Source organism: Vannielia sp. SX4 (assembly GCF_052828525.1).
The window spans coordinates 1850507-1874328 of sequence record NZ_CM128247.1 but is presented as its reverse complement, the minus strand read 5'-3'; the positions used below and the strand labels follow the sequence as shown (position 1 = coordinate 1874328).

Here is a 23822-nt window from a genome sequence, read left to right as displayed (position 1 = left end):
AGCCATTTACAGCGCGTTTTCCCGAACGGCGCGCCCCGGGCACCCCTCACACCGCCTGCCGCATCGCCGGGGATTCATCACAACCTCTTGCGCGGGCCCGTACCGCTGCCTACATTGAGATCACGTTATTTCAATTATTCCTTCTGGCAGCCGACCGGTATTTTCGTGGGTCGCGCCGCAAAATTCAAACTGGGAAGCCCCCGAGATGAGCACCGCAAGTAATAGTCAGAGTCAGCGCCTCGGAAAGCTGCACACGGCACTCGCCTTCGACACTCTCAGCCTGGTCCGGTTCGACGGAATGGACGCCGTCAACGAATGCTTCGAGTATCACGTCGAAGCCGTCACCGACGACAGCAAGATCGCCGTCAACCTAGACGATCTGCTCGGCACTCATATGACCGTCGAGCTTGAAGACCTCTATGGCGCAAAGAAGTATTTCGACGGCATCGTGACCGAATGCGGCTGGGCCGGCGAAGGCGACACCGGCAATGCCTACCGCTTCACCCTCAGGCCCTGGTTCTGGGTCATGTCGAAGCGCCGGAACAACAAGATCTACCAGGAAAAGACCTTCGAAGACATCATCAACGAGGTCTGCTCCGATTTCGGCTACGATGCCGCAGGCGGGCTGGATGTCCAACTCAGCGGTGAGCTCGGCCAGATCAACCAAGAGTACATCGTTCAGTACAACGAGAGCGACTTCCACTTCCTCTGCCGGCTGATGGAGCGCTACGGCGTCAACTACTTCTTCACCCACGAGCAGGGCTCGCACAAGATGGTCATCACCGACAGCGTGGATGGCTTCAAGCAGCTGGCCCCCAACGAGCGCAAGTACATGCCCCATGAGGGGCAGCACGTGTATGACGAAGAACACTTCTGGGAGTGGACCCCGCACCGGCGGCTCACCACCGGCAAGGTCGCCCTGACCGATTACAACTTCAAGACCGTCAGCGCCAACATGAAGGGCGAGCAGGAAGGCGACGCCGTGCATGAATACGGCAAGCTTGAAAGCTATGAATATCCCGGCGTCTACCTCGATGGCGGGCAGGGCTCGACCTATGCCCGCGTCCGGTCCGAACAGTTCCGCGCCCGCGATAAGCACCACACCGCCACCGGCGACTGCATCAGCCTGACCTCGGGCATGCGCTTTACGCTCGGCGGCGAGCATCAGGACGAGAGCCTGCTGGGCGAGGAGTATATCTGCACCCGCGCCATGCACAGCTTCTCCACCGGCGGCTACCGTTCCGGCGGCGGCGGGGGCGGCAGCGAGCATGTCTTCGTCGGCAACTACGAGTTCGCGCCCTCCGCGGTGCCCTACGTGCCCGAGCGCAAGACCCCCGAAACTCGGATGACCGGGCCGCAAACGGCCACCGTCACCGGCGCGAGCGGCGAAGAGATCGACGTGGATGAATTCGGCCGCATCGTCGTCCAGTTCCACTGGGATCGCCTCGGCAAGAATGACGAGAAATCTTCCATGCGCATCCGCGTCGCCCAGCCCTGGGCCGGGGCCGGATGGGGCACGCTCTTCATCCCGCGCATCGGGATGGAGGTGATCGTCGAGTTCCTCGAGGGCGATCCGAACAAACCCGTGGTCACCGGCTGCGTCTACAATGGCGACAACTCCCCGCCCTACGAGCAGCCCGGCGACAAGAACTGGAACGGCATCAAGTCCAACTCCACCCTGGGCGGCGGCGGCTACAACGAGCTGGTGTTCAACGACACCAAGGGCGACGAGCTGTTCCGCCAGCACGCGCAATACGACATGGAAACCAAGGTGCTCAACAACGAGCGCCGCGAGGTTGATGTCAACCGCACCACGACGATCGGCAATGACGAAACCCGTCACGTCAAGAATGACGAAACCCACACGATCGACAACAACAACACATATCTGATCAAGGGTGACGAGAACCGGACGGTCAACAAGAACCGTGAAACCAACATCGACATCGACGAAACCCTCAACGTGGGGGGCAACCAGCTCACCGAGGTGAGGGGCACCAGCACGCTGAACGCCCAGAGCGATATATCCATCAGCTCCTTGACGAAGATCACCCTATCTGTGGGGGCCTCCTCGATCACCATCGAGCCGGCGTCCATCAAGCTCAGTTCGCCGATGATCGACGTCAACGCCTCCGCCGCCCTCACGACGAACGGCGGGGCCACGGCCACGCATAAGGCAGGCGGACTGATGACGATTCAGGCCGCACTGGTTAAGATCAACTAAGGACCGGAAGGATTCGGCACGTGGGGGACTCCTCTCAAAAGACGGTCATTGCCGGCACCACCGACACCCCGAAACGCAAAAACCTGCGTTTCGAGGTGGCACAGGAGCTGTATGACGCGATCCCCGAGATCGAAGAGGACGTGACCGCACGTCCCAATGGTCATTCCTCGGTTGATTTCATCGGTGCGCTGGCCGAGGGCGACACGCCCGAAGAGGCCCTGACCTATTGCGCCTATGTGCTGCCCCGCCGGTTTGCCGTGTGGTGGGGGCATGAATGCCTCAAGAAGATCGAAGACAAGCTGGAGCAGGCCGATCTCGACATGCTGGCGCTGGCCGCCACATGGGTCGGCGACCCCGATGAAGACAAGCGCTACAAGGCGCTCGATGCGGCGATGGAGGCCAAGGTCAAATCGCCCGGCGTCTGGGTCGCCCTCGGGGCGGGCTGGTCCTCCGGCTCGATGGCCGGGCCCGAAGTGCCGCCGGTGCCACCTCCCCCCTTCCTGACGGCCCGCGCGGTGAACGCCGGGCTGCTCTCCGCCCTTGCCCGGTTCGATATTGCGACCCGCGGCGAGCATTTGCAGCGCTTCGTGCGCATGGCACTCCTGCTCACCGAAGAGGGCTGACAGGCAGGCGGCGCTCCGGCGCGGCCCGCAATGGCATCAGTACGCCAGCCGCTCAGGCTGGCATCATACGAGTTGATGGGCGTGACCCGAGCTTGCCGCCACCGCGCGGCAGGCCGGCCTCAGGCGGCACCCAAGACCGCCACCATGCAGCCGGCGCGCCCCGGTTCGAGGGAGACCTGCCGCAGACCGGGCAGGCTGGAGATGCCCGGTCAAGGCGGCCCTGGAGGCGGCGGCACGCCACCGGCCGGGCAGCGCGTGCACGCGCCCTGGGACGGGCCCGCCGCCTCCTTCACAGCTGCGCCATCCCGCTTCACCCGTTACCTGAACCTCCCCGCGCAAGCGATTGATCCCAAAGGCGCTCTGCGCGCTGCGCCGCCGCTCCTCAAATGCCGCGCACCTAGCCCGCTCCGGGCCTGCGGGCTTGCATCAACCCCACCTGCGCCGTAACTCTAGTGGCACCATAGATTTCAAGCCTCCCGCAGGGGGCACATTCCGAGCGGCGCCGATCATGACCCTTACCCTTCGCATCGACAATTTCCCCTCGCTCCCCGATGGCGGGCCGATCGAGTATTCGACCACCCAGGGCGGGTTCGAGATCGGGCGCGACCCGGCGATGGATTGGACCCTGCCCGACCCCAACCGCTTCGTGTCGTCCTGCCACGCCGAAATCCGCTACGAAAACGGCGCCTACTGGCTCTATGACGTGTCGACCAACGGTACCTTCGTGAACGGCGCCTCGATGCGGGTGAAGAGCCCCTACCAGCTGCAATCGGGCGACAAGCTCCAGATCGGCCACTACCTCGTGGTGGCGCAGGTCGCCGCCGCGCAAGAGGCCGCGGCCCCCGCCTATCAGACCCCGCCCCCCGCGCAGCCCGGCCCCTCGGGCTTCGATACGCCGCCCTCCGGCGGTGGTGGCGGTGGCGATATCTGGTCTGTCGGCGGCAGCGCCGCCCCGCCCAGCCAAGGCGACTTTACCTCACGCTCCGGGGCCGAGCGCCTGCCAGACTTCGGCGACCAGCACATCGACCTGCCCGATTTTGGCGGCAGCGAAACCGGCACGCCCCCGCCCCCCGCCGCAGGTGGCGGCAGCGCCTCGCCCTTCGGGGCCGCGCCCGCGCCCTCCGCGCCGCCGCAAAGCCCGCCTCCGCCGCAACCCAGCGCCGAAGAGAGCGCTTCGCCCTTCGGTGCGGCCCCGCCGCCGCCGCAAGCGCCCGAGCGGCCGCAGGCTGAAACCACCGGTTCACCCTTCGGCCCCGGCCCTTCGGCCGATGCGCCCTCCGCGCCGCCGCCGCAGCAGCAACCACCCGAAACCACCGGCTCGCCCTTTGGCCCCGGCCCTTCCGCCGCGCCTTCGCAGCCGCCGCAAGCGCAGCCGGCCCCGCCGCAACAATCCCAACCGCCGCAGCCCGCACCGCCGCCGCAACCGGCCGCCGCGCCGCCGGTGAGCCCCACCGCGCCCGCCGCCGAGGCCTTTGCCGCCCCGCCGGTGCAGGCCCCCTCCGCCCCGCCGCCCAAGGCCGGGTCGGTCGGCGATGCCTCCGGTCTTCTGGCCGCCATCGCCGATGGTGCCGGGATCAACCCCAAGGCTTTCGAAGGCCCCGATCCGGGCGCCGTGGCCCATGAGATCGGCCGCGCCCTGCGGATCATGGTCGGTGAACTGGGCGGCCTGCTGAAGGCCCGCGCCGCCACCAAACAGAGCCTCAAATCCGGCTCCCGCACGATGATCGGCGCCGATGCCAACAACCCGCTGAAGTTCATGCCCTCCGCCGAGGAGCAGCTCGAAGTCATGTTCGGCGCGGGCCGTCAGGGCTATATGCGCGGCTCCGAGACGGTGCAGAAGAGCTTCAACGACATCAAGATGCACCAATACGCCGTCCATGCCGCGCTCCAGCCCGCGCTGGCCCGCCTGCTGGAAGACATGAGCCCCGAGTCTGTCGAGGATAAGGTCGATGCCGGGCGGTTCTCGTCCAAGGATGCCCGCGCCTGGCAGATCTACGTCGAGCGCTGGGATGCCAAGACGCACCCCTACGACAACGGCATGCTCGACGTGTTCCTCGCCTACTTCTCCGAGAGCTACGACGACGTCATGGAACAGACCGAAAATCAGTAACTTCAGCCTCTCGCGAGCGGCGTTTCGGGCCGCTTTGGCCAACGTGACAAAACCGTTAAATTCAGGGCCTTTCCTTGACAAAATGGCCCTGAATTCATAGGTTGACGCTACGGATTTTGACACAAACGGTGATTTCAATGCGCAACCTGCTCCTCTCTTCTGCTCTGGTGGCAGCCTCCGCGCTTGCTGCGAGCGCCCAGTCCTCCACCCCCTACTCCGCCGACGATGTGGCGAACTTTCTCGTCGACAGCGCCGACCTGGGCCTGAACCGCGGCATCTGCATCGGCACCGCCGAAGAATGTGCCCCGCCCAAGCCCAAGGGCATGGACATGATGATCAACTTCGAACTCGACAGCGCCGAGCTGACCGACCAGGCGAAAGAGACCCTCGCCGTGGTGGCTCAGGCCTTCGAGGACGAGCGCCTCAAGAAGGCCCGCTTCATGATCGAGGGCCACACCGACGCGCGCGGCACCGAAAAGTACAACGGCAACCTCTCCGAGGACCGTGCCGCCGCCGTGCAGGCCTACCTCGTGAGCCTCGGCGTGACCGAAGAGCGGCTCTCGGCCATGGGCTTCGGCGAGACCACCCCCCGGACCGACGATCCGATGGACCCGGAGAACCGCCGCGTCGAATTGCGGATCGATCTTCAGTAAAAGCGCGGGCCGTCATCGCGCGGGCCATGCCCCAGCGTCACAGTTCAGCGCCGTCCCGCCACCGGGGCGGCGTTTCTTTATGGTGAAAATTTCGTTTAACCGGCCGCGTGCCGAAATTTTTTGAGTGACCTCCGGGTCTTATCGGGTCAGTATCGCCGCCGAACAATGCAGGGTTCCCCAAGAGGGCACCCCGATTTAAGGCCCACTCAACGGGAAGTCCCACGGGAACACAGATGCGCTACGACAACCTCTTCGAGCCGATTTCCGAAGATCAGCCCTGCGGCCCCGACCTGCTGCTCGAAGACGACGACGATTACATCGAGTATTACTTCGAGGCGATCGACAAGGTGCCCATGCGCTACATCGTCAGCGCAGAGACGGGCGAGGTCTTCGACCGCAAGAACATCGACATCAAGAAAGAAGTCGCGGCGATGGACAAGCTGCTGGAGCGCACGCGCTGCCTCCGCCTGCTGTCGCTTCAGGCCCAGTTCCAGATCCTCTCCGGCCGCATTGTCGGATTTTCCGACTGCGTGATGGCCATGCAGGGCCTGCTGGAGCGCTACTGGGCCGATGTGAACCCCAAGATCGACGAGGGCGACGCCACCGAGCGCCGCAACGCGATCGAGCTGCTCAACGAGATGGGCCAGGTGGTCATGCCGCTGGAGCACGCGCCCCTGCTGGAAGACCGCCGCGCGGGCCGCTTTGCCTTCCGCGACTACCAGCTTGCGACCGGCGCCAAGGAGCCTCGCGGCACCGAGAAGGCCGCCGCCGATGCGGGCGCGATCATGACCGCCCTGCAAAGCGCCGACAACGCCGGCGAGGTCGACAAGATCTATGCCGCGCTGACCGGCGCGCAGGCCGCCTGCGCCGCGATGAAGAGCGCCTGCATGGTGGCCGACAGCGGCGCCTTCGCGCCCCAGTTCGACAACCTCGAAGAAGTGCTGCGCGAGATGCTCCAGCTCTTCAACGAGGCCCGCCCCGACCTTGCCGGCAGCGGTGCCGATGATGCCGCCGGAGCCGAAGAAGGCGCCGAGGGCGAGATGGCTGGCGGCGAAGAGGGCGGCGCGCCCGTGGCCGTCTCCGGTGCCGGCGCCCGCGTGTCGTCCGGCCCACCTGTCATGGTCGGCCCCGTGCCCAACCACGCCACCGCCAAGGCCGCGCTTGAGGCGATCGAGGCCTACTTCGCCTCCGTCGAGCCTTCCGCCCCTGCCCTGCTCCTGATTCGTCAGGCCCAGGACCTCTTCGGCAAGCCGCTGACCGAGGCGCTGCAGACCCTGCTGCCCGGCATGTCGAACAACGCGATCGTCGATTTCGGCTCGAAGGAGGGCTTCATGCTCGACTTCGGCAAGCTGTCCCAACTCGCCTCATACGAGATGCCGGCAGGCACCGTGCCGATCGATACCGGCCCCGCCGAACCCGTCGTCTGCGAGAACCGCGAGCAGGCCGCCGCGCTGATCTCCGCGGTCGAAAACTTCTTCCGCCAGACCGAGCCCTCCAGCCCGGTCCCGGTGCTGCTCTTCAAGGCGAAAACCTACCTCAACCGGGATTTTTCGTCGATACTCAGTGACCTGTTCCAACACATGGACCAACCCGGCTGACGCACGGTCAGCCACCCCCCTTCCGCGGGGGCAAAACATTTGACAAAGCAGGGGCCACGTGGCTTCAATTGCTTAAGTATTAGGGAGATTTTCACATGGCTGATTCAGCAACCCGATTCATCAAACGCAACCGCCCGCCCCGGGTTCAGATCGCCTACGAAGACCCGTACGACAGCGAAAAGAACGTCGAGCTGCCCTTCGTGATGGGCGTCATGGCCGACCTCTCCGGCAACGCCTCCGAAGTCGAGAAAGACCCGATGGCCGAGCGCAAGTTCACCCAGGTCGATACCGAAAACTTCGACGACTACATGGAGGCCGTCGCCCCCGGCGTGTCCTTCAACGTCGACAACAAGCTCGGTGACGAGGACGGCGAGAAGCTGGGCGTGTCGCTCAACTTCAAGAAGATGGCCGACCTCGACCCCGGCGAGATCGCCAAGCAGGTGCCCGCCCTCAAGAAGCTGCTGGATGCCCGCGACGAGCTGGCCAACCTCCAGCGCTACATGAACGGCAAGTCCGGCGCGCAGGACCAGCTCCGCAAGCTGCTCGACGATCCCGACCTGATGAAGCTGCTCGCCGAGAAGCGCGCCGACATCAACGATGACAACGAGGAAGGTGGCGAGGAGGCCTGAGCCCCCCGCCCCGCCCCGTAACCTTGCGGGCGGTCGCGACCAGGCAAGGGTCGCCCGCCCGGCACCAGACCAAAGACAGGGACCAGACACATGGCAACCGAAGCCCAACAGGAAGCCGGCGCCGCAGGTGGTGAAGTCAATGAACTCGATGCCTTCTCCGCCGCGCTGAAGCAAAACTTCAAACCCCGCTCCGACACCGCCGCCACCGAGGTGGAAAACGCGGTGTCCACCCTCGTGAAAACGGCGCTGGCCGACAGCACCGTGATCAAGGAAGACATCCTCGACACCGTCGATGAGATGATCGCGGCGCTCGACGCCAAGCTGACCACGCAGGTCAACGAGATCATCCACCACGAAGGCTACCAGCAGATCGAAAGCGCATGGCGCGGGCTGCATCACATGGTGATGAACTCCGAGCCCGACGCGACCATGAAGATCAAGGTGCTGAACGTCTCCAAGAAGGAACTCGAGCGCGAGCTTCGCTCCTTCCCCGGCGCCAAGTGGGACCAGAGCCCGCTGTTCAAGCAGATCTACGAGCATGAGTTCGGCCAGCTCGGCGGCCAGCCCTACGGCGCGCTGATCGGCGACTACTACTTCGATCACTCCGCCGCCGACGTGCGCCTGCTGCGCGATCTCGGCAAGATCGCCGCCGCCTCCATGGCGCCCTTCATCTCGGCAGCCGACCCCGGCCTGCTGAACATGGACACCTGGAACGACCTCAACAAGCCGGCCGATCTGGGCTCGATCTTCGAGACCCCGGACTACGCCGCTTGGAAGTCGCTGCGCGAGAGCGAAAACTCCCGCTACGTGGCCCTGACCGCACCGCGCGTCATGGCCCGCGAGCCCTACGGCCAGAACAGCCTGCCGGTCGAGGCCTTCAACTTCGAAGAAGAGACCGACGGCCACGAGGGCAAGAAGTTCGCCTGGATGAACGCCTCCTATGCAATGGCGGCCAACATCGCCCGGGCCCACAAGGAGTACGGCTGGACCGTCCGCATCCGCGGCGTGCAGTCGGGCGGTGAGGTGATCAACCTGCCGACCCACACCTTCGACACCGGCGACGGCTCCACCGATCAGAAGTGCCCCACCGAGATCGCCATCTCCGACCGCCGCGAGGGCGAGCTCTCCAAGGCCGGGATCATCTCTCTGGTACACCGCAAGAACACCGACAAGGCCGCCTTCATCGGCGCCCAGTCGCTCTACAAGCCCAAGAGCTTCGTCGATCCCGAGGCAACGGCGGCTGACAACCTCAGCTCCCGCCTGCCCTACATCTTCGCGGTGTCGCGCTTCTCGCACTACCTCAAGTGCATCGTGCGCGACCAGATCGGCTCCACCAAGGAGGAGGCCGTGCTCGAGCGCGACCTGAAGAACTGGATCGCCCAGTATATCGACGGCGACCCCAAGAACTCTTCCGAGACCGCCAAGGCCAAGCGCCCGCTGGCTGGCGCCGAGATCAAGATCGTCCCCGACGAGGAGAACCCCGGGTATTACATGGGCAAGTTCTTCCTCCGTCCGCACTTCCAGATGGAAGGCATGGACATCGGCATGAGCCTCGTCTCGCGCCTGCCCTCCGGCGGCTGATCCACTCTCAAGCGTTTCGGGCCCTGTTTTTGCAGGGCCCGTTCGGTTCCCTCACGATTTCGTAAAAAAAATGTGTGGGGGAACCTTGCAACGGGAGGCCCCGCTTCCCATCTCAGTAAGGACCGAGCATTACCGGTCTTTATTTTAAAAACGGCAAGTTATTTGCTTCCACAAGGTAACCACAAGGAGATCAACTAATGGCTACCGCTCTTTACATGAAACTCGATGGTGTTGACGGCGAATGCGTGGTCGAAGGCTACGAAGGCTGGATCGACCTGCTCTCCATGTCCTTCTCCGGTTCGCAGTCCGGCACCATGCACACCGGTCGCGGCGGCGGCTCGGGCAAAGTGTCCATGGGTGACCTGATGGCCACCAAGCTGACCGACAAGTGCTCCACCGACCTGATGAAGAAGCTGTGCCTCGGCCAGCACTACGCCACGGTTGACGTGCACGCCACCAAGGCCACCGGCGGCAAGCCGATGCCCTACTTCACCATCAAGCTGACCGACGCCATCGTGACGTCGCAGAGCTTCGGCGGTGCCGGCGGCGGCAACGACCAGATGACCGAGAGCTTCTCGCTGAACTACCGTCAGATCAACTGCGAGTACAAAATCCAGGCCGAGGATGGCACCGAGACCGGTACCACCACCGCCGGCTACAACGTGGCCACCGGCGCCGAGGCCTGATCCTCACGCCAGGCCGGGCCTGCGGGCCCGCTCGGAAAGATTGCAAAGGGGCGCAGCGATGCGCCCCTTTCGCTTTTTCCGGTCGCACCGTGGGCGGCGCGATCGGCGCGAAATCCCTTGCATTCAAGGGCTTGGCCCGCCATCTTGCGCCTCATTCACCGCCCGCGCTTTCACAGGTCTCACACGCTTTTCACAAATTTCTCCGCCCCCTTCCCCCTTCACGGCCCGCCCCCTGCCCGCTATCGTTGACGCTGCGTCCGGGCCGGTTTTCCGGGCGAGCCGATTTCAGCACTCTGGCAAGGACCCCTGGCGCCCATGGCACGCGACTCCAAGCAGCAGCTCCAGATCCCGATCATGTATGCCTTCCGCGAGGCCCATCGGGCGCGCGATGCCAAGATCGACGGCACCACCTATCAAGATGGTCAGCGCGTGCTGACAGACCGCGCCGCCGTGCGTCGTCGCGGTGCCAACGAGGCTCAGCTCAAGCGCAACCTCGAGCTCGATCTCGTGCAGCTCGCCAACACCATCAATCTCGATGCCGTCATGGATGTGGATGATCTCGACTACGTCCAGAAGTCGATCCTCAACTACGGCGTCGTCGACCTCTCCAACCTCACCTCCGAAGACATCCGCGTACAGCGCGTGCCCCAGCAACTCGCCCGCGCCCTGCTCAACCACGAGCCGCGTTTCGTGCCTGAAAGCATGGATGTGCAATTGCGCGAGGAATTCGACGACGTGAACCAGAAGCTGATGTTCGATATCAACGCCGAAATGGCCTGCAAGCCGGTGGATATTCCGCTCGAATTCGTCGCCGAGATCGACGTAGGCTCCGGCAAGATGAAATTCTCCAATATCGAAGGCGCCGGATGAACCGCGAATTCCTCAATGCCTACAACCGCGAACTCGCCGTGCTCTACGAGCGCTCCAAGGAGTTTGCCGAGGAGTATCCGGGCATCGCCGAGCGCCTTGGCGGGCTGACCGAAGACAAGCTCGATCCCGGCCTCGCCGGGCTGTTCGAGGGCACCGCCTTCATGGCCGCGCGGGTGCAACTGGCCATTCAGGGCGAGTTCGAGACCTTCACCAACGCCCTGCTCGAACAGCTGATGCCCGACTACCTCGCGCCCACGCCCTCGGCGATGATCGTGCAGGCCAAGCCGGACTTCTCCGAGAAGGATCTGATCAAGGGGGAGGGCTTCAAGGCCGGCTCCTACCTCGATGCCACCTATGTCGAGCGCGAGCAGCGCGTCTCCGCCCGCTTCCGCCTCTCGGCCCCGCTCACGCTCTGGCCGCTGGAGCTGGATACCGCCACCTACATGCCCTCGCCCGGCCCGATGCAGGCGCTCGGCATCGACGTGATGCGCCAGACGGCGGCTGGCCTGCGCCTCCGCCTCGTGCGTCGCACAGACAACTCCGAGCGTGACCCAGAGTTGCCGCCCAAGAAGGGCGACAAGCCCGCGCTGGTCAACGAGGTGCTTTGCAACGAGCTGCCGGTCTATCTCAACGGCCCCCGCGCCGATATGGTCGCCCTCTACGAGCAGCTCTTCGCAGACACCTGCCGCATCACCCTGCGCTACCTCGACCGTTCGGGCGACCCGGTGTTCCTGCCCTGCCCGCCCGGCTTTCTGGAGCAGGTCGGCTTCCGCGAGGATGAGCGGCTGTTTCCCGAGGAAGACAAGATCTTCGAGGGCTTCTCGCACCTGCGCGAATACTGGATCCTGCCGCAAAAGTTCTTGGGCTTCCGGATGCGCGGCCTCAAGCGCCTGTTGGCCCGCATCCCCGCCCCGATGTTCGACGTGCTCATCGAGTTCTCCAAGAGCCAGCCCAAGCTGGCCGCCCTGATCGAGCCCGACAACTTCCGCCTCTACTCCGCGCCCGCCGTGAACCTCTTCGAGGAGCGCTGCTCCCGCGTGCGCCCCGACCCCAAGTTCAACGAGTATCTCGTGGTGCCGGATTCCAGCCCCTCGGTGAACTACGAGGTCCAGCGGATCAAGGAGGTCTACGCCCACTACCCCGGCATGCGCAAAAAGGTCGAGGTCAACCGGCTTTACTCCCAGCCCGATGGCGAGGTGCGCCCGGCTGATGCGCTCTATTACAACCACACCCGCAAGCCCCGCCGCCTGACCGAGAAAGAGCGGCGCTTCGGCTTCGGCGGCGATTACGTCGGCACCGAGACCTATCTCAGCATCTACGAGCCCGCCGGGCTGGATGACGAGGAGCGCGTGCAGCGGCTTCAGGTCATCGCGCTCTGCTCCAACCGGCATCTCGTTCAGCAGCTGCCCATCGGCCAGAGCCAGGTCGACTTCCGACTGACCGACGATGTGAACGTGCCGCTCGCCTGCATCTCCGGCCCTACCCCGCCCCGCGCCTCCATCGCCGATCTCGATCACAACGATCCGCGCATCGGCCACCACGGCGAGGTCATGTGGCGGCTGGTGAACCTGCTGAGCTTCAACCAGCTCGGCCTCAAGGACCGCCATGCCGAAGACCCGGCCGGGGGCCTGCGCGAGCTTCTCGGCCTCTTCTCCGACATCGGCGACTCCGTCACCGAGCGACAGATCCGTGGCATCACCGGCATCGGCTCCCGCCCGATCACCCGCTCGCTCCGCCGCGAAGATGGCTATCACGCCGCCCGCGGCACCGAGGTCACCCTGCGGTTCGACGAGCGCGCCTTCGAGGGCACAGGCATCATGCTGCTCGGTGCCGTGCTCGACCGGTTCTTTGCCGATTACGCCCACATGAACAGCTTCACCGAGACCGTGCTCGTCTCCGACAGCCGCGGCGAGGTGATGCGCTTTCCGCCCCGCTCCGGCACCGGGCCGCTGCTGTGAGCGCCAAGGCGAAAGACGACGCCTCCGGCGACGAGGCCCCCCTGCCGCTGGAAGAGGCCCGCACCCGGCGCGACATGCTCGAGGCCGAGCCCTACCGCTTCAACATCCACGCCCTCCTGCGCGAGCTGGAGCGGATGTATCCCGACAAGCCCCGCATCGGCCGCAGTCAGGTTCTGGCGCAGGAAATCGTCGATGTCGGGCAAGACCCCTTCCTCGATTTTCCCGCCTCCAACGTGAAGGCCTTCGAGGTCCGCGAGGGCGAAGTGCCGCGCCTGCGCACCAAGTTCCTCGGCTTCTTCGGCCCGCAGGGGCCGCTGCCCATCCTCACCACCGTCGAGGCGATGCGCTGGCAGGAGGCGGGCGATGATGCCTTCGTCCGCTTCGCCGATATCTTCGCCACCCGCTTCCTCCAGCTCTTCCACCGCACATGGGCCGATGCCCGCCCCATCGCCCAGTTCGACCGCCCGGAAGAAGATCGCTTCGCCGCCTATGTGGGCTCCATGATCGGCATCGGCACGGCGCCCTACCGCGACCGCGACCGCGTGCCAGACATCGCCAAGCTGCCCTTCGCCGGGGTCATGGCGAGCCGGGTCAAATCCGCCAAGCGGCTCCAGCAGGTGTTGGAGGGCGTGCTCGGCGTCGACGTGAAGATCCGCGAGCGCGAGGGCATCTGGCTGGAGTTCGAGGAAAGCGACCTGTCGCGCATCGGCCAGCAGGGCGCCGACCTCGGGCGCAACACCTACGCCGGTCGCCGGGTCTATTCGATCAACGACAAGGCAGTGATCGAGATCCGCACCGAGGCGCTCGACAGTTACGAGAGCTTTCTGCCCGGCGGAGACATGTTTGAACGGCTCGCCGATATGGTAAGGTTCTACCTGGGCGAGCAGATAGATTTCGATGTCGAACTCGCCCTGCCCCGCCCGCTGTGCCCCAAGGCGCAGCTCGGTACCAAGGGGCGGCTGGGCTACACCACCTGGACGCCGCTGAAGGCCGACGACAAGGGCACCAGTGCGGACGATTATGTTTCAGACGCCCGGTTCAGCCTTCATCAGGCTGTGATCGGCAGCATTCAAACCGAGTAACAAGACAAGCATTTAAGACAGGGACGGAAAAAATGTCAGACGTGAGCCTCGAAACAGTCGCCGGCAAGCTCAACCGCACCGGCTACGACGCCTTCATGAAAGCCCACCGCCACGCGCGTTCCGAGGGCAACCGCAACGTCGAGGTGGCCCATTGGTTCTTCCACATGGTCGCCAACCAGAAGAGCGACATCTCTGTTTCGCTCGAGAACTACGGCATCGACCGCTCCAAGGTGCTGGGCGAGCTGCAGAAAAAGATCGACGAGTATCGCAAGAACGTCACCGAGATGCCCGGCTTCGCCGAGGGCGTGATCGACCTGCTGGATCGCGGCTGGCACTACGGCACACTGCTCTTCGCCGAGCCGCAGATCCGCACCGGCCACCTGCTGGTGGCCACCCTCAAGAGCAAGGAACTCCTCCGCGCCCTCAAGGAGTGCTCCCCCACCCTCGGCGGACTGAACGTCGAGACGATGGTGAACGACGCCCGCGGCGTCTGGGCCCTGTCGGAAGAAGATGACCAGCGCCCAATGGACGGCTCCGGCCTGTCCTCCTCCGGCGGCGGTGGCGGCGGGGCCGAAGGCGGCTCCACAGGAACCACCGCGCTGGATCGCTACTGCGTCGACCTCACCGCGCAGGCCTCGTCCGGCAAGATGGACCCGATCGTGGGCCGCGACGACGAGATCCGCAACATCATCGACGTGCTGATGCGCCGCCGCCAGAACAACCCGATCCTCACCGGCGAGGCCGGCGTGGGCAAAACCGCCGTGGTTGAGGGCTTCGCCCAGCGTCTGGCCTCGGGCGACGTGCCGCCGCAGCTTCAGGGCAACCGCCTGATGAGCCTCGACATGGGCCTGATGCAGGCCGGCGCCTCGATGAAGGGCGAGTTCGAGCAGCGGCTGCGCCAGCTCATCGACGAGGTGCAGGGCTCCGCTACCCCCATCATCCTCTTCATCGACGAGACCCACACGCTGATCGGCGCGGGCGGCGCGGCAGGCACCGGCGATGCCGCCAACCTGATGAAGCCCGCCCTCGCCCGCGGCACGCTCCGCACCATCGGCGCAACCACCTGGATGGAATACCAGAAGTACTTCGAGAAAGACCCGGCGCTTACCCGCCGCTTCCAGCCGATCACCGTCGACGAGCCCGACATCGAGCGCGCCTGCTACATGCTGCGCGGGATCATGTCGCCGATGGAAAACCACCATAAGGTGCGCATCTCCGACGAGGCCATCGTCGCCGCCGTGCAGCTTTCGGCCCGCTACATCCCGGCGCGGCAACTGCCCGACAAGGCGGTGAGCCTGCTCGATACCGCCTCCGCCCGCGTGGCCATCAGCCAGTCCACCACCCCCGCCCGTGTGGCCGACCTCAAGGCGACCATCGCCAAGTTCGAGGCCGAGCTTCTGGGCAAAGAGCGCCAGTCCGAGCTGGGCGAGACCGCCGAAGAGCGCAAGGCCGAGGTTCTGGAAGAGATCGAGAAGGCCAAGGCCGATCTCGCCGCCGCCGAAAAGATGTACGAGGACGAGAAGGCAATCGTGCAGGAGGTGCTGGAGCTGCGCGCCCAGCTCACCGGCGAAGGCTCCGCCGAACTGCCGGTCGACAAACCCGGCGAGGTGCCCCCCACCCCCGAAGAGGCCCACGCCGCGCAGGACGCTGCCGATGAAGCCGCCGAGGCCGAGGGTGATGCCCCCGAAGAGGCCGCACCCGCCGAGCCGGTCGAGATCGCGCCCGAGCACGCCGCCCCCGCGACCGGGGATGACGCCGCCAAGTTGCGCGAGGCCCTTGCCGCCAAGGTGGCCGAGCTCGACGCCCGCGATGCCGACGACCGGATGATCTACTCCCATGTCGATTATCAGGCCGTCGCCTCCGTGGTTGGCGATTGGACAGGCATCCCCGTGGGCCGCATGGTGGCCGACGAGGTGCAGGCCATCCTCACCCTCGCCGACCGCCTCAAGGAGCGCGTCTGCGGGCAGGATCACGGCTTGGAGATGATCGCCAAGCGCATCGAGACCTCCACCGCCAAGCTTGACAACCCGGGCAAACCCATCGGTGTCTTCATGCTCGCCGGTCCCTCCGGCGTGGGTAAGACCGAAACCGCCCTTGCTCTGGCCGAGGCGATCTACGGCGGCGAGCAGAACATCATCACCATCGCCATGTCGGAGTATCAGGAGGCCCACACCGTCGCCCTGCTCAAAGGCGCCCCTCCGGGCTACGTCGGCTACGGCGAGGGCGGCAGGCTCACCGAGGCGGTGCGCCGCAAGCCCTACTCCGTGGTGCTGCTCGACGAGGTCGAAAAGGCCCACCCAGACGTGCATGAACTCTTCTTCCAGGTCTTCGACAAAGGCCATATGGAAGACGGCTCAGGCCGCTCGATCGACTTCAAGAACTGCCTGATCCTGCTCACCTCCAACGCGGGCACAGATGTCATCATGGACATGTGCCAGCAGGGCGAGGCCCGGCCCGATGCCGAGGCGCTGGCCGATGCCCTCAAGCCCTCCCTGCTCGAGGTCTTCCCGCCCGCGCTGCTGGGCCGGATCGTCACGATCCCCTACTACCCGCTCGGCAAGGATGTGCTGGCGATGATCACCAAGCTGAAGATCGGCTCCATCGTGAAGCGCGTGCGCGCCAACCACGGCGCCACCATGACCTACACCGATGCCGTGATCGACCACATCGTCAGCCAGTGCAACGACCCGGACTCGGGCGGCCGGATGATCGACAACATCATCACCCAAACCATCCTGCCCGACCTGTCCCGCGCGATCCTGACCAAGGCCGTGGGCGGCGAAGAACTGAAGTCGGTGACCGTCGACGTGAAAGACGACGCCTTCGACTACCAGCTCGCCTAACCGCAAAGCCCATCCCGGCCCTCATCTCAGGGGGCCGGGATGGCACCCCACGCCCCGCGCGCTGCACCCGGAAGCTCCGTACGGCGCCACCCCACACAGCATGACCCAACGTCAACTCGCCGTCAGGGTGAAAATGCCCACCCGCTGTCGCGCGATTGTCTCGTTTCTGCCCCAATTGACCCGGAGTTTACCTTCACGTCATCAGGGGAACCCGAAATGGAATTTCTGACCACCATCACCGTTGGACAGGTGATCTCCGCCTTTCTCGTCTGCGTCCTGCTGCGCGAGATTCTCTACACCGTGTCGCACTTCCTGCCCGACAGCGTTGCTGGCCCCGGCGGCTGGATGATCGATACCGGCCCTGAAGGCCACGAGGGCGAGTAACCCGCCCTGCGGCGTCAGAAGCTGGTCTTGCCCGGCTCGCGCCGGATGAGCACCTGAAGATCGGCTACGTTGGTGCCGGTCCCGCCCGTCATCAGCAGATCGCCCGTCAGCTTGAGGCCGTGGTAGGCATCGTTGCGCGCGAGGTACTCACCCGCGCTCTTGCCTGCCGCCGCCAGCCGCGCCCGTGTGCCGTGGTCCACCATCCCGCCCGCGGCGTCCGTCGGGCCATCCCGCCCGTCGGTCCCGCCCGACAGGAACACCCACTCGCCCGGCCAGTCGGCCAGCTCCGCCACTTTCAGCGCCAGTTGCTGATTGCGCCCGCCCATGCCGGGCTCGGCGCAGAGCTTCACCGTGGTCTCACCGCCGAACAGCGTGATCCCCGGCCCCATTTCGCCCGCCGCTATCACCGCGCGGGCGGCCTCTTCCACATCGCCTTCCAGCGGCTCCAGCACCACCCGCGCCCCCGGCGCGGCGCGTTCCATCGCCATCACGCTGACGCCGTTGGAGCCGATGATCTCGTTTTGCGCCGCGGGCAGTGCGGGCGGCTCATCAGCCTGTCGTTCCAGATGCCGCCGGGCCGGTTCTGGCAGGCGCTCCCAGATTCCGAGGCTGCGGCACATCTCGGCGGCCTCCCCACGGCTGCCACTCGGCGGCGCGGTGAGGCCCGATGCGATAGTCGAGAGGTCGTCGCCCAGCACGTCCGAGAGCACCAGCGCCCGCACCTCCGCCGGGGCCGCCGCCCGCAAGAAGCCGCCGCCCTTCAGCCGTGAGAGCTGCTGGCGCACGAGGTTCATCTGGTGAATATCCGCGCCCGAGGCGAGCAGCGCGGCGTTGACCGCCGCCTTGTCCGCAAGGCTCAGGCCCTCCACCGGCGCAGGCAGAAGCGCCGAGCCGCCGCCCGAAACCAGCGCCAGCACCCGCTCGCCCTCGCTCGCGCGCGCCAGCATGTCCAGCACCGCCTCGCCCGCCGCGAGGCCGCCCGCGTCGGGCACCGGATGAGCGGCGATCATCACCTCCGCCCCCGGCACCTCCACCGCGTTCTCCGGGTTGGTTACGACCAGCGCCGCCTCCACCGGGCCAACCCGCTCCAGCGCGGCGCGCATCATCGCCGGGGCCGCCTTGCCCACTGCAATCACGAACCGGCCCTGCCAGCCCTCCGCCTCCAGCGCCCGCGCCACCGCCGCGCCCGGATCGGCCGCCGCAATCCCCGCGCGGAAGATCAGTTCTGCCTCGCCCCGCATCGCCGCCCGCGCGGCATGCGCACTCTCGCTTTCATCCATCATGCGCGCACCTTTCCCCAAGCCGCCCCCGAGCGCCAGAGGCAAGGCGCAAAACCTCGCTCTGGCACCCGTTTTCGGCTAACGTGAATAAAGCGTGAAGCGGGCTTCCCCAATTTGGAAAGCCGGTTAACGTAGGGTCATTGCCATGGGGGAGTTTCATGACTCAGGCGCAGAAGGAGCCACAAACTGACGAGGTCCGGGTGATCTGCATCCGCCTCTTCGGGGTGTTCGCCCTCTCCTGGGAAGACGGCGACGAAATCCGCGTCCGCTCCACCAAGATCCGCGCCATGCTGGCCATGCTGGCCACCGCGCCCGAAGGCACACGCACCCGCGCCTGGTTGCAAGACATGCTCTGGGGCCGCTCCGGCCACGAGCACGGCCGCGCCTCTCTGCGCCGCGCCCTGACCGACCTGCGCAACCTCTTCGGCGAGGATTTCGTCGACCTCTTCGAGGTCAACAACTCCGAGGTCCGCCTGCACCTCGAGCGCATCCGCATCACCGGCACGCTGGAGGATGGCGACTTTCTCGAAGGCACCGAGATTTCCGAAGACGGCTTCGAGGAGTGGATCCAGACCCAGCGCAAGAGCAACCGCACCATGCTCTCCGCCGTCGCCCGTACGCGGCCCGGCCGAGTTGCGCAGGAGATCCTCAACCGCGGTCTGCACCTGCAACCCTCCATCGCCATCCTGCCCTTCGCCACCGCGCGCGGCTATCAGGGGCCCGTGCAGCTGGGCGACATGATCTCCGAGGAGATCTCGCGCTCGCTCTCGCGCAGCCACATGCTCGATGTGATCTCCCACCTCTCCTGTCGCACCCTCGATGCCCGCTCGGTGGCGCTGGAGGAGATCCGCGAAAAGCTCGATGCCGACTACGTGGTCGCGGGCAACTACCGCACCCAGGGCGACCACATCATGCTCAACGCGGATTTCATCGACATCAAGACAGGCCGCATCAGCTGGACCCGTGAGATGTCGAGCTCGCTGGCCGATTTCCTGCGCGGCGGCGATGATCTGGTCGGCGGCCTCGCTGGCGAGATCGGCCGCGCGGTGATGGATACCTCGCTCGACCTCGCCGCCACCGCGCCGCTGCCGGATGTCGACAGTCACGCCCTGCTGATGAGCGCGATCACCCTCATGCACCGCCTCTCGGTGCAGAGCTTCGCCAAGTCCCAGACCTACCTCGAAGAGGTGATCGAGCGGGTGCCGGATAGCGCCATGCTTCACGGCTGGATGGGCAAATGGCACTGCCTCTCGGTGGTGCAGGGCTGGTCCTCGCGGCTCGATGAAGATACCGCCACCGCGCGCGAATACACCGCGCGCGCGCTCGACATTCAGCCCGACAACTCCTTTGCCCTCACCATGGACGGGCTGGTCAACAACAACCTCCTGCGGCGGCACGACGTGGCCATGCGCCGCTATGACGAGGCCATCGAGATCGACCCGAACAACGCCATGGCCTGGCTGCTGAAGGGCACGCTCCACGCCTTCACCGATGACGGCGCCCGCGCGATCACCTTCACCGACCGCGCCCGCGCCCTCTCGCCGCTCGACCCGCACGGCTATTTCTTCGACGCGCTCGGCGCGGCGGCCAAGCTCTCGGGCGGCGACTATCAGGGCGCACTGGAGCTGGCCGACCGCTCGATCCGCGCCAACCGCCGCCACGTCTCGACCCTACGGGCGCGCATCGTCGCGCTCTACCACCTCGACCGCATCGAAGAGGCCCGCGAGTCCGCCGAAACGCTGCTGCGCGCCGATCCGGGGTTCAACATTCGCGGCTACATGCGCGACCACCCGGCCGCCGAATTCGAAATCGGGCGCGTCTGGGCCCAAGCCATGCGCGAAGCCGGAATACCAAATTGAAAAATGTTTTAACGGAGAGGGTGCAATGTCTATTTCAACGGGCGTGACAGGGGTCACGGGAGTAACCGGCGTCACGGGTGTGACCGGTGTGACTGGCGTAACCGGGGTGACTGGCGTCACCGGGGTGACGGGCGTGACAGGCGTCACCGGGGTGACGGGGGTGAGCGGCGGCGGGCTGTCGATCTCCATCCTCACCTCGCGCGATGGCATCATCGGCCCCTATGAGGCGCTCGCCAACCCGCCCGCACCGATGCCCGCCAACTCGCTGGACACCCTCAAGGAATGGGGCGCGACCGAGCGGATCATCATGATCGCGGGCGAGCTGATGGGCTCCCTGGGGGTGATCGGCTCGGGCGAGAGCGCCTCGGTCTTCCACCTCACCACCACCGGTGGCGATGCCGACAACCCGCCCACAACCGGCTACGAACGGCTGGTCAAGCTGACCCGCCCCACACCGGCGGACTTTCTGGCGCAAACCGAGATCGTGCATAACTATGCCGATCTGCGCGCCGACCGGGCGGGCGAGATCCTCGGGCAGGTCGGCTACCCGACGGAGTATTTCGCCCCCATCCTCGGGCTGCGTCAGGGGCTGCACAAATACACGCTGGAGCTCATCGCGCTTTGTCAGGCCATCGCCTCCAACGTGGTGCTTCAGGTCAAGCACCGCCTCGCCTGCCTGCGCCCCGATCGCTACTCGGGCCAGATGATGCCGCTGATCCAGACGCCCGGCCACGGCGCCCTGCCCTCCGGCCACGCGACCGAAAACCACGCCGTCGCGCGCATCCTCTTCCACCTGATGAAGGGTAAGGCGCAAACCCCCAAGCAGACCGAGCTGCTGCTGGCCACCGCCGCCCGCATCGCCGTCAACCGCACCGTCGCAGGCGTCCACTTCCCGGTCGACAGCATCGCCGGGGCCGCCCTCGGGCTGGCGCTGGCCGATTACCTCGCCCAGCGGGCCGGTGCGGCTGATGCCGTGGTGAAGGAAACCGAGTTCGACGGGCGCGGTGCCGGGGCCACGACCGATTATCACCTCTCCAGCGTCTATAACTTCACCGCCGATGAACCCTCCGATTTCGGAACGTTCATCACCCGCTCCGGCGCGGTCGGCGGCGTCACCAATGCCCCGCTCTTCACATGGCTCTGGGAGAAGGCACGGGAGGAATGGGCCTGACACCGGCCCACCCGCTCCTGCTCTCCCCCGCTTCAGAAGGCCTCGCCCATGACCACGATCAGCTTCACCCCCGAGGACGACCCCGAAGGCGTCACCGCCATGTTCGATCCCTATTCGGCATGGTCGCTGCGCTACGCGCTCGACTTCGACCTGACCGCAACCGAAGACCGGGATGATCCCCACGACTTCCGCTACATGTTCACCGTCGACACCATGCAGGCGGGCGACATCGAGGATCTGCCCGAGCCCTTCCGCGTAGAGGGCGAAACCGACGTTGTGCTGCTGACGCGCTCGGTCAACATCGACGGCGGGGTGGAGAGCGCGCAGGCCACCTTCCAGTCCATCGCGCCCTTCGACCCGGCGCAGAACCGTTTCAGCAAGCTGGCCCCCGCCGAGGGAGGCGAGAAACGTCTGGCCGATGCGCCCCCGCCAGATGAACGGGCCGAACTGGCCGCGGCAGAGGCGGAAGAGGCCGAAGATCAGGCCCAGCCCGGCTCGCGCGACACGCTCCATTTCCGCGCGCCATTGCGCAAGATCTCCCTGCCCACCGGCGCCACGCGCACAATGGAATACACCGCCCAAGGCTTGCCCGAGGCGACAACCACCATCGTCGGGGTGATCGACGATGGCATCAATCCGCTCCACAGCGCCTTCCGGGGCAGCACCGGCACGCGGGTGGATTTCGCATGGGTGCAAGATGCCGCCGCGCCCACCGGCACCACCACCGTCCCCTTCGGGCGCGAGCTGACCAAGGCCGAGATCGACGCTCAGCTTGCCCTCGCCCCCAAGCCCGAGATCGACCAGCTCCACGCGCTCGGTCTGGCCGACTACGCCCGCGCGGGCGTCAACACCGTGGCACACCGCCTCTCTCACGGCACCCACGTGGCCTCGCTGGCGGCGGGGGATGGCCCCGATCACCTGCGCCTGCTCACCGTGCAATTGCCCGCCACCGTCACGATGAACACTTCCGGCGCCTTCATGTCGCCCTTCGTGCTCGCCGGGGCCGCGCATATCCTCGACCGGGCCTGGCTGATGTCGCTGGCCGAGGGGTTCCCGATCCCGGTGGTGATCAACTTCTCCTATTCGCTCTCCGGCGGGCCGCACAACGGGCTGCACTTTCTGGAGCGGGCAATCGACACGCTGGTGCAGGCCCACCTCGAACGGCTGGCGCGCCAGTTCCCCACCAAGCCCGGCCGGGCCGAGGTGGAGGTCGTGCTGCCCTCCGGCAACCGCCTCGCCGCACGCGGCCACGCCGAAAAGCCGGGCGATCCGGCCGGCCCCTCGGTCAAGACCGTGCTCACCCTGCCGTGGCGCGTGCAGCCGGGGGATGAAAGCTCCAACTTCCTCGAACTCTGGATGCCCCGCACCGCTGCCGGGGTGGAGCTCTGGCTCACGCCCCCCGGCGGCACTGCCACCCGAGTCACCGGCCTCTCGGCCAGTCAGGCCGTGGTGATCCACCCGGCAGGCAACCCCGCCGCCGTCATCGGGCGCATCTCGCTCGACCGGCAAAAGGGGCAAGAGGCACTCGACGGCGTGGCCCGCAAAAAGCGCGTGCTCATCGCGCTGGCCCCCTCCTGCATGCCGCCCTCCGTGGGCCGCCAGCCCGCCCCCTCCGGCCTCTGGACGGTGGAGCTGCGCGCACGCATCACAGACGCGCAGCGCATCGAGGCCTGGATCCAGCGCGATGACGCGCCACTGGGCTACCGCAGGCCGGGGCGGCAAAGCTACTTCGACGATCCCGCCTACCCCCGCTGGGATGCCATGACCGGCCCTGCAGACTACGACAACGGCGCCTCCGTCGTGCTTCGCTCCGGCAGCCTCAACGGCATCGCCACCGGGCGGCGCAGCACCGTGGTCGGCCCCACCGTGACCCGTGCGCCGCGCCTCTCCTCCGGCTTTCCCCCGGCAGGCGATGCCCCCGGCGCACCGGGCTACGACCGCATCGGTCTGGCACACGAACGCGCCGCCGCGCTCTACGGCGCCTCCGCCGCACCCCACATGCGCCGCCCCGATGCCTCCGCCGAGGGCGACCGCTCACTGGTGATGCAGGGTGTGCTGGGCGCCGGCGCCGCCTCTGGAAGCCGCATGCCGATGAACGGCAGCTCCGTCGCCGCGCCGCAATACACCCGGTTTCTGGCCGACGGCTACCTCGGGCTGGCCCCGCCCGGCCCGGCCCTTTGGCCCGCAGCCAATGAGGCAGAGCATCAGGCGCGGCTGGGCGCCCGCGCCCTGCCGCCGCAATCAAGCGGCGTGGCGGTGCATCGGTAGTGA

Annotated in this window: 17 protein-coding genes; 16 read left to right on the top strand and 1 reads right to left on the bottom strand. The window is 66.2% G+C overall.

Going from position 1 to position 23822, the window contains the following annotated elements; translation table 11 throughout:
• Positions 1-205 precede the first annotated feature (205 nt).
• The 13 genes from ACUXVX_RS09300 to ACUXVX_RS09240 all read left to right on the top strand — a co-directional run bounded on the left by ACUXVX_RS09300 (position 206) and on the right by ACUXVX_RS09240 (position 17241).
• Positions 206-2224: a type VI secretion system Vgr family protein gene (locus tag ACUXVX_RS09300; protein WP_446311302.1), complete on the top strand. Its 2019-nt coding sequence runs from the start codon at positions 206-208 to the stop codon at positions 2222-2224.
• Positions 2225-2244: 20 nt separating this feature from the next.
• Positions 2245-2847, top strand: a complete 603-nt coding sequence (locus ACUXVX_RS09295) for a DUF6931 family protein (RefSeq protein WP_222469847.1) — start codon at positions 2245-2247, stop codon at positions 2845-2847.
• A 508-nt stretch (positions 2848-3355) separates the two neighbouring features.
• Positions 3356-4957: a type VI secretion system-associated FHA domain protein TagH gene (gene tagH, locus ACUXVX_RS09290; RefSeq protein WP_446311301.1), complete on the top strand. Its 1602-nt coding sequence runs from the start codon at positions 3356-3358 to the stop codon at positions 4955-4957.
• 137 nt (positions 4958-5094) lie between these two features.
• Positions 5095-5610, top strand: a complete 516-nt coding sequence (locus ACUXVX_RS09285; protein ID WP_222492099.1) for an OmpA family protein — start codon at positions 5095-5097, stop codon at positions 5608-5610.
• A gap of 233 nt (positions 5611-5843) precedes the next feature.
• Positions 5844-7208 (top strand): type VI secretion system protein TssA, encoded by a 1365-nt coding sequence (locus ACUXVX_RS09280; protein WP_446311300.1) that lies wholly within the window; start codon positions 5844-5846, stop codon positions 7206-7208.
• A gap of 95 nt (positions 7209-7303) precedes the next feature.
• A complete protein-coding gene (tssB, locus tag ACUXVX_RS09275) occupies positions 7304-7837 on the top strand; it encodes a type VI secretion system contractile sheath small subunit (protein WP_222492095.1) in 534 nt (177 codons plus the stop codon).
• Positions 7838-7927: 90 nt separating this feature from the next.
• Positions 7928-9418, top strand: coding sequence for a type VI secretion system contractile sheath large subunit (tssC, locus tag ACUXVX_RS09270; RefSeq protein ID WP_222492094.1), 1491 nt, complete (start codon positions 7928-7930; stop codon positions 9416-9418).
• A 197-nt stretch (positions 9419-9615) separates the two neighbouring features.
• Positions 9616-10104, top strand: a complete 489-nt coding sequence (locus tag ACUXVX_RS09265; RefSeq protein ID WP_222469853.1) for an Hcp family type VI secretion system effector — start codon at positions 9616-9618, stop codon at positions 10102-10104.
• A 315-nt stretch (positions 10105-10419) separates the two neighbouring features.
• Complete coding sequence (locus tag ACUXVX_RS09260; RefSeq protein WP_222469854.1) at positions 10420-10974, top strand: type VI secretion system baseplate subunit TssE; 555 nt, start codon at positions 10420-10422, stop codon at positions 10972-10974.
• Positions 10971-12932 (top strand): type VI secretion system baseplate subunit TssF, encoded by a 1962-nt coding sequence (gene tssF, locus ACUXVX_RS09255; RefSeq protein WP_222469855.1) that lies wholly within the window; start codon positions 10971-10973, stop codon positions 12930-12932. Before ACUXVX_RS09260 ends, tssF begins: the two co-directional genes overlap by 4 nt.
• Positions 12929-14014, top strand: coding sequence for a type VI secretion system baseplate subunit TssG (gene tssG, locus ACUXVX_RS09250; RefSeq protein ID WP_222492089.1), 1086 nt, complete (start codon positions 12929-12931; stop codon positions 14012-14014). Before tssF ends, tssG begins: the two co-directional genes overlap by 4 nt.
• Before the next feature lie 32 nt (positions 14015-14046).
• On the top strand, positions 14047-16857 hold the full coding sequence (gene tssH / locus ACUXVX_RS09245) for a type VI secretion system ATPase TssH (protein ID WP_446311299.1): 2811 nt from the start codon (positions 14047-14049) through the stop codon (positions 16855-16857).
• 216 nt (positions 16858-17073) lie between these two features.
• Positions 17074-17241, top strand: a complete 168-nt coding sequence (locus ACUXVX_RS09240) for a hypothetical protein (RefSeq protein WP_222469858.1) — start codon at positions 17074-17076, stop codon at positions 17239-17241.
• A gap of 14 nt (positions 17242-17255) precedes the next feature.
• On the opposite strand, the gene ACUXVX_RS09235 is transcribed toward ACUXVX_RS09240, so the two are convergent.
• Entirely contained in the window at positions 17256-18524 is a 1269-nt protein-coding gene (locus ACUXVX_RS09235; protein WP_446311298.1) for a glycerate kinase type-2 family protein, read from the bottom strand.
• 155 nt (positions 18525-18679) lie between these two features.
• Between ACUXVX_RS09235 and ACUXVX_RS09230 the strand changes: the two genes are divergently transcribed.
• Genes ACUXVX_RS09230 through ACUXVX_RS09220 form a run of 3 tightly spaced genes read left to right on the top strand, consistent with a single transcriptional unit; the run spans position 18680 to position 23819 of the window.
• The gene (locus ACUXVX_RS09230; RefSeq protein ID WP_222469859.1) at positions 18680-20380 is read left to right on the top strand and encodes a FlgO family outer membrane protein; all 1701 of its coding nucleotides are present in this window, start codon (positions 18680-18682) and stop codon (positions 20378-20380) included.
• 25 nt (positions 20381-20405) lie between these two features.
• Positions 20406-21551, top strand: a complete 1146-nt coding sequence (locus tag ACUXVX_RS09225) for a phosphatase PAP2 family protein (RefSeq protein ID WP_446311297.1) — start codon at positions 20406-20408, stop codon at positions 21549-21551.
• 48 nt (positions 21552-21599) lie between these two features.
• Positions 21600-23819 carry a S8 family serine peptidase gene (locus ACUXVX_RS09220; RefSeq protein ID WP_446311296.1) on the top strand — a complete coding sequence of 740 codons (2220 nt, stop codon included), beginning with the start codon at positions 21600-21602 and terminating at the stop codon, positions 23817-23819.
• The last annotated feature ends 3 nt before the right edge of the window (positions 23820-23822 follow it).

What these genes read in the sequence shown, in the direction of transcription:
- ACUXVX_RS09220 (WP_446311296.1), top strand. Translation starts at nt 21,600, where the DNA reads ATGACCACGATCAGCTTCACCCCCGAGGACGACCCCGAAGGCGTCACC.
- ACUXVX_RS09225 (WP_446311297.1), top strand. Translation starts at nt 20,406, where the DNA reads ATGTCTATTTCAACGGGCGTGACAGGGGTCACGGGAGTAACCGGCGTC.
- tssH (WP_446311299.1), top strand. Translation starts at nt 14,047, where the DNA reads ATGTCAGACGTGAGCCTCGAAACAGTCGCCGGCAAGCTCAACCGCACC.
- ACUXVX_RS09235 (WP_446311298.1), bottom strand. Translation starts at nt 18,524, where the DNA reads ATGATGGATGAAAGCGAGAGTGCGCATGCCGCGCGGGCGGCGATGCGG.
- ACUXVX_RS09240 (WP_222469858.1), top strand. Translation starts at nt 17,074, where the DNA reads ATGGAATTTCTGACCACCATCACCGTTGGACAGGTGATCTCCGCCTTT.
- ACUXVX_RS09265 (WP_222469853.1), top strand. Translation starts at nt 9,616, where the DNA reads ATGGCTACCGCTCTTTACATGAAACTCGATGGTGTTGACGGCGAATGC.
- ACUXVX_RS09260 (WP_222469854.1), top strand. Translation starts at nt 10,420, where the DNA reads ATGGCACGCGACTCCAAGCAGCAGCTCCAGATCCCGATCATGTATGCC.
- ACUXVX_RS09300 (WP_446311302.1), top strand. Translation starts at nt 206, where the DNA reads ATGAGCACCGCAAGTAATAGTCAGAGTCAGCGCCTCGGAAAGCTGCAC.
- tssC (WP_222492094.1), top strand. Translation starts at nt 7,928, where the DNA reads ATGGCAACCGAAGCCCAACAGGAAGCCGGCGCCGCAGGTGGTGAAGTC.
- ACUXVX_RS09280 (WP_446311300.1), top strand. Translation starts at nt 5,844, where the DNA reads ATGCGCTACGACAACCTCTTCGAGCCGATTTCCGAAGATCAGCCCTGC.
- tagH (WP_446311301.1), top strand. Translation starts at nt 3,356, where the DNA reads ATGACCCTTACCCTTCGCATCGACAATTTCCCCTCGCTCCCCGATGGC.
- ACUXVX_RS09230 (WP_222469859.1), top strand. Translation starts at nt 18,680, where the DNA reads ATGACTCAGGCGCAGAAGGAGCCACAAACTGACGAGGTCCGGGTGATC.
- tssF (WP_222469855.1), top strand. Translation starts at nt 10,971, where the DNA reads ATGAACCGCGAATTCCTCAATGCCTACAACCGCGAACTCGCCGTGCTC.
- tssB (WP_222492095.1), top strand. Translation starts at nt 7,304, where the DNA reads ATGGCTGATTCAGCAACCCGATTCATCAAACGCAACCGCCCGCCCCGG.
- ACUXVX_RS09285 (WP_222492099.1), top strand. Translation starts at nt 5,095, where the DNA reads ATGCGCAACCTGCTCCTCTCTTCTGCTCTGGTGGCAGCCTCCGCGCTT.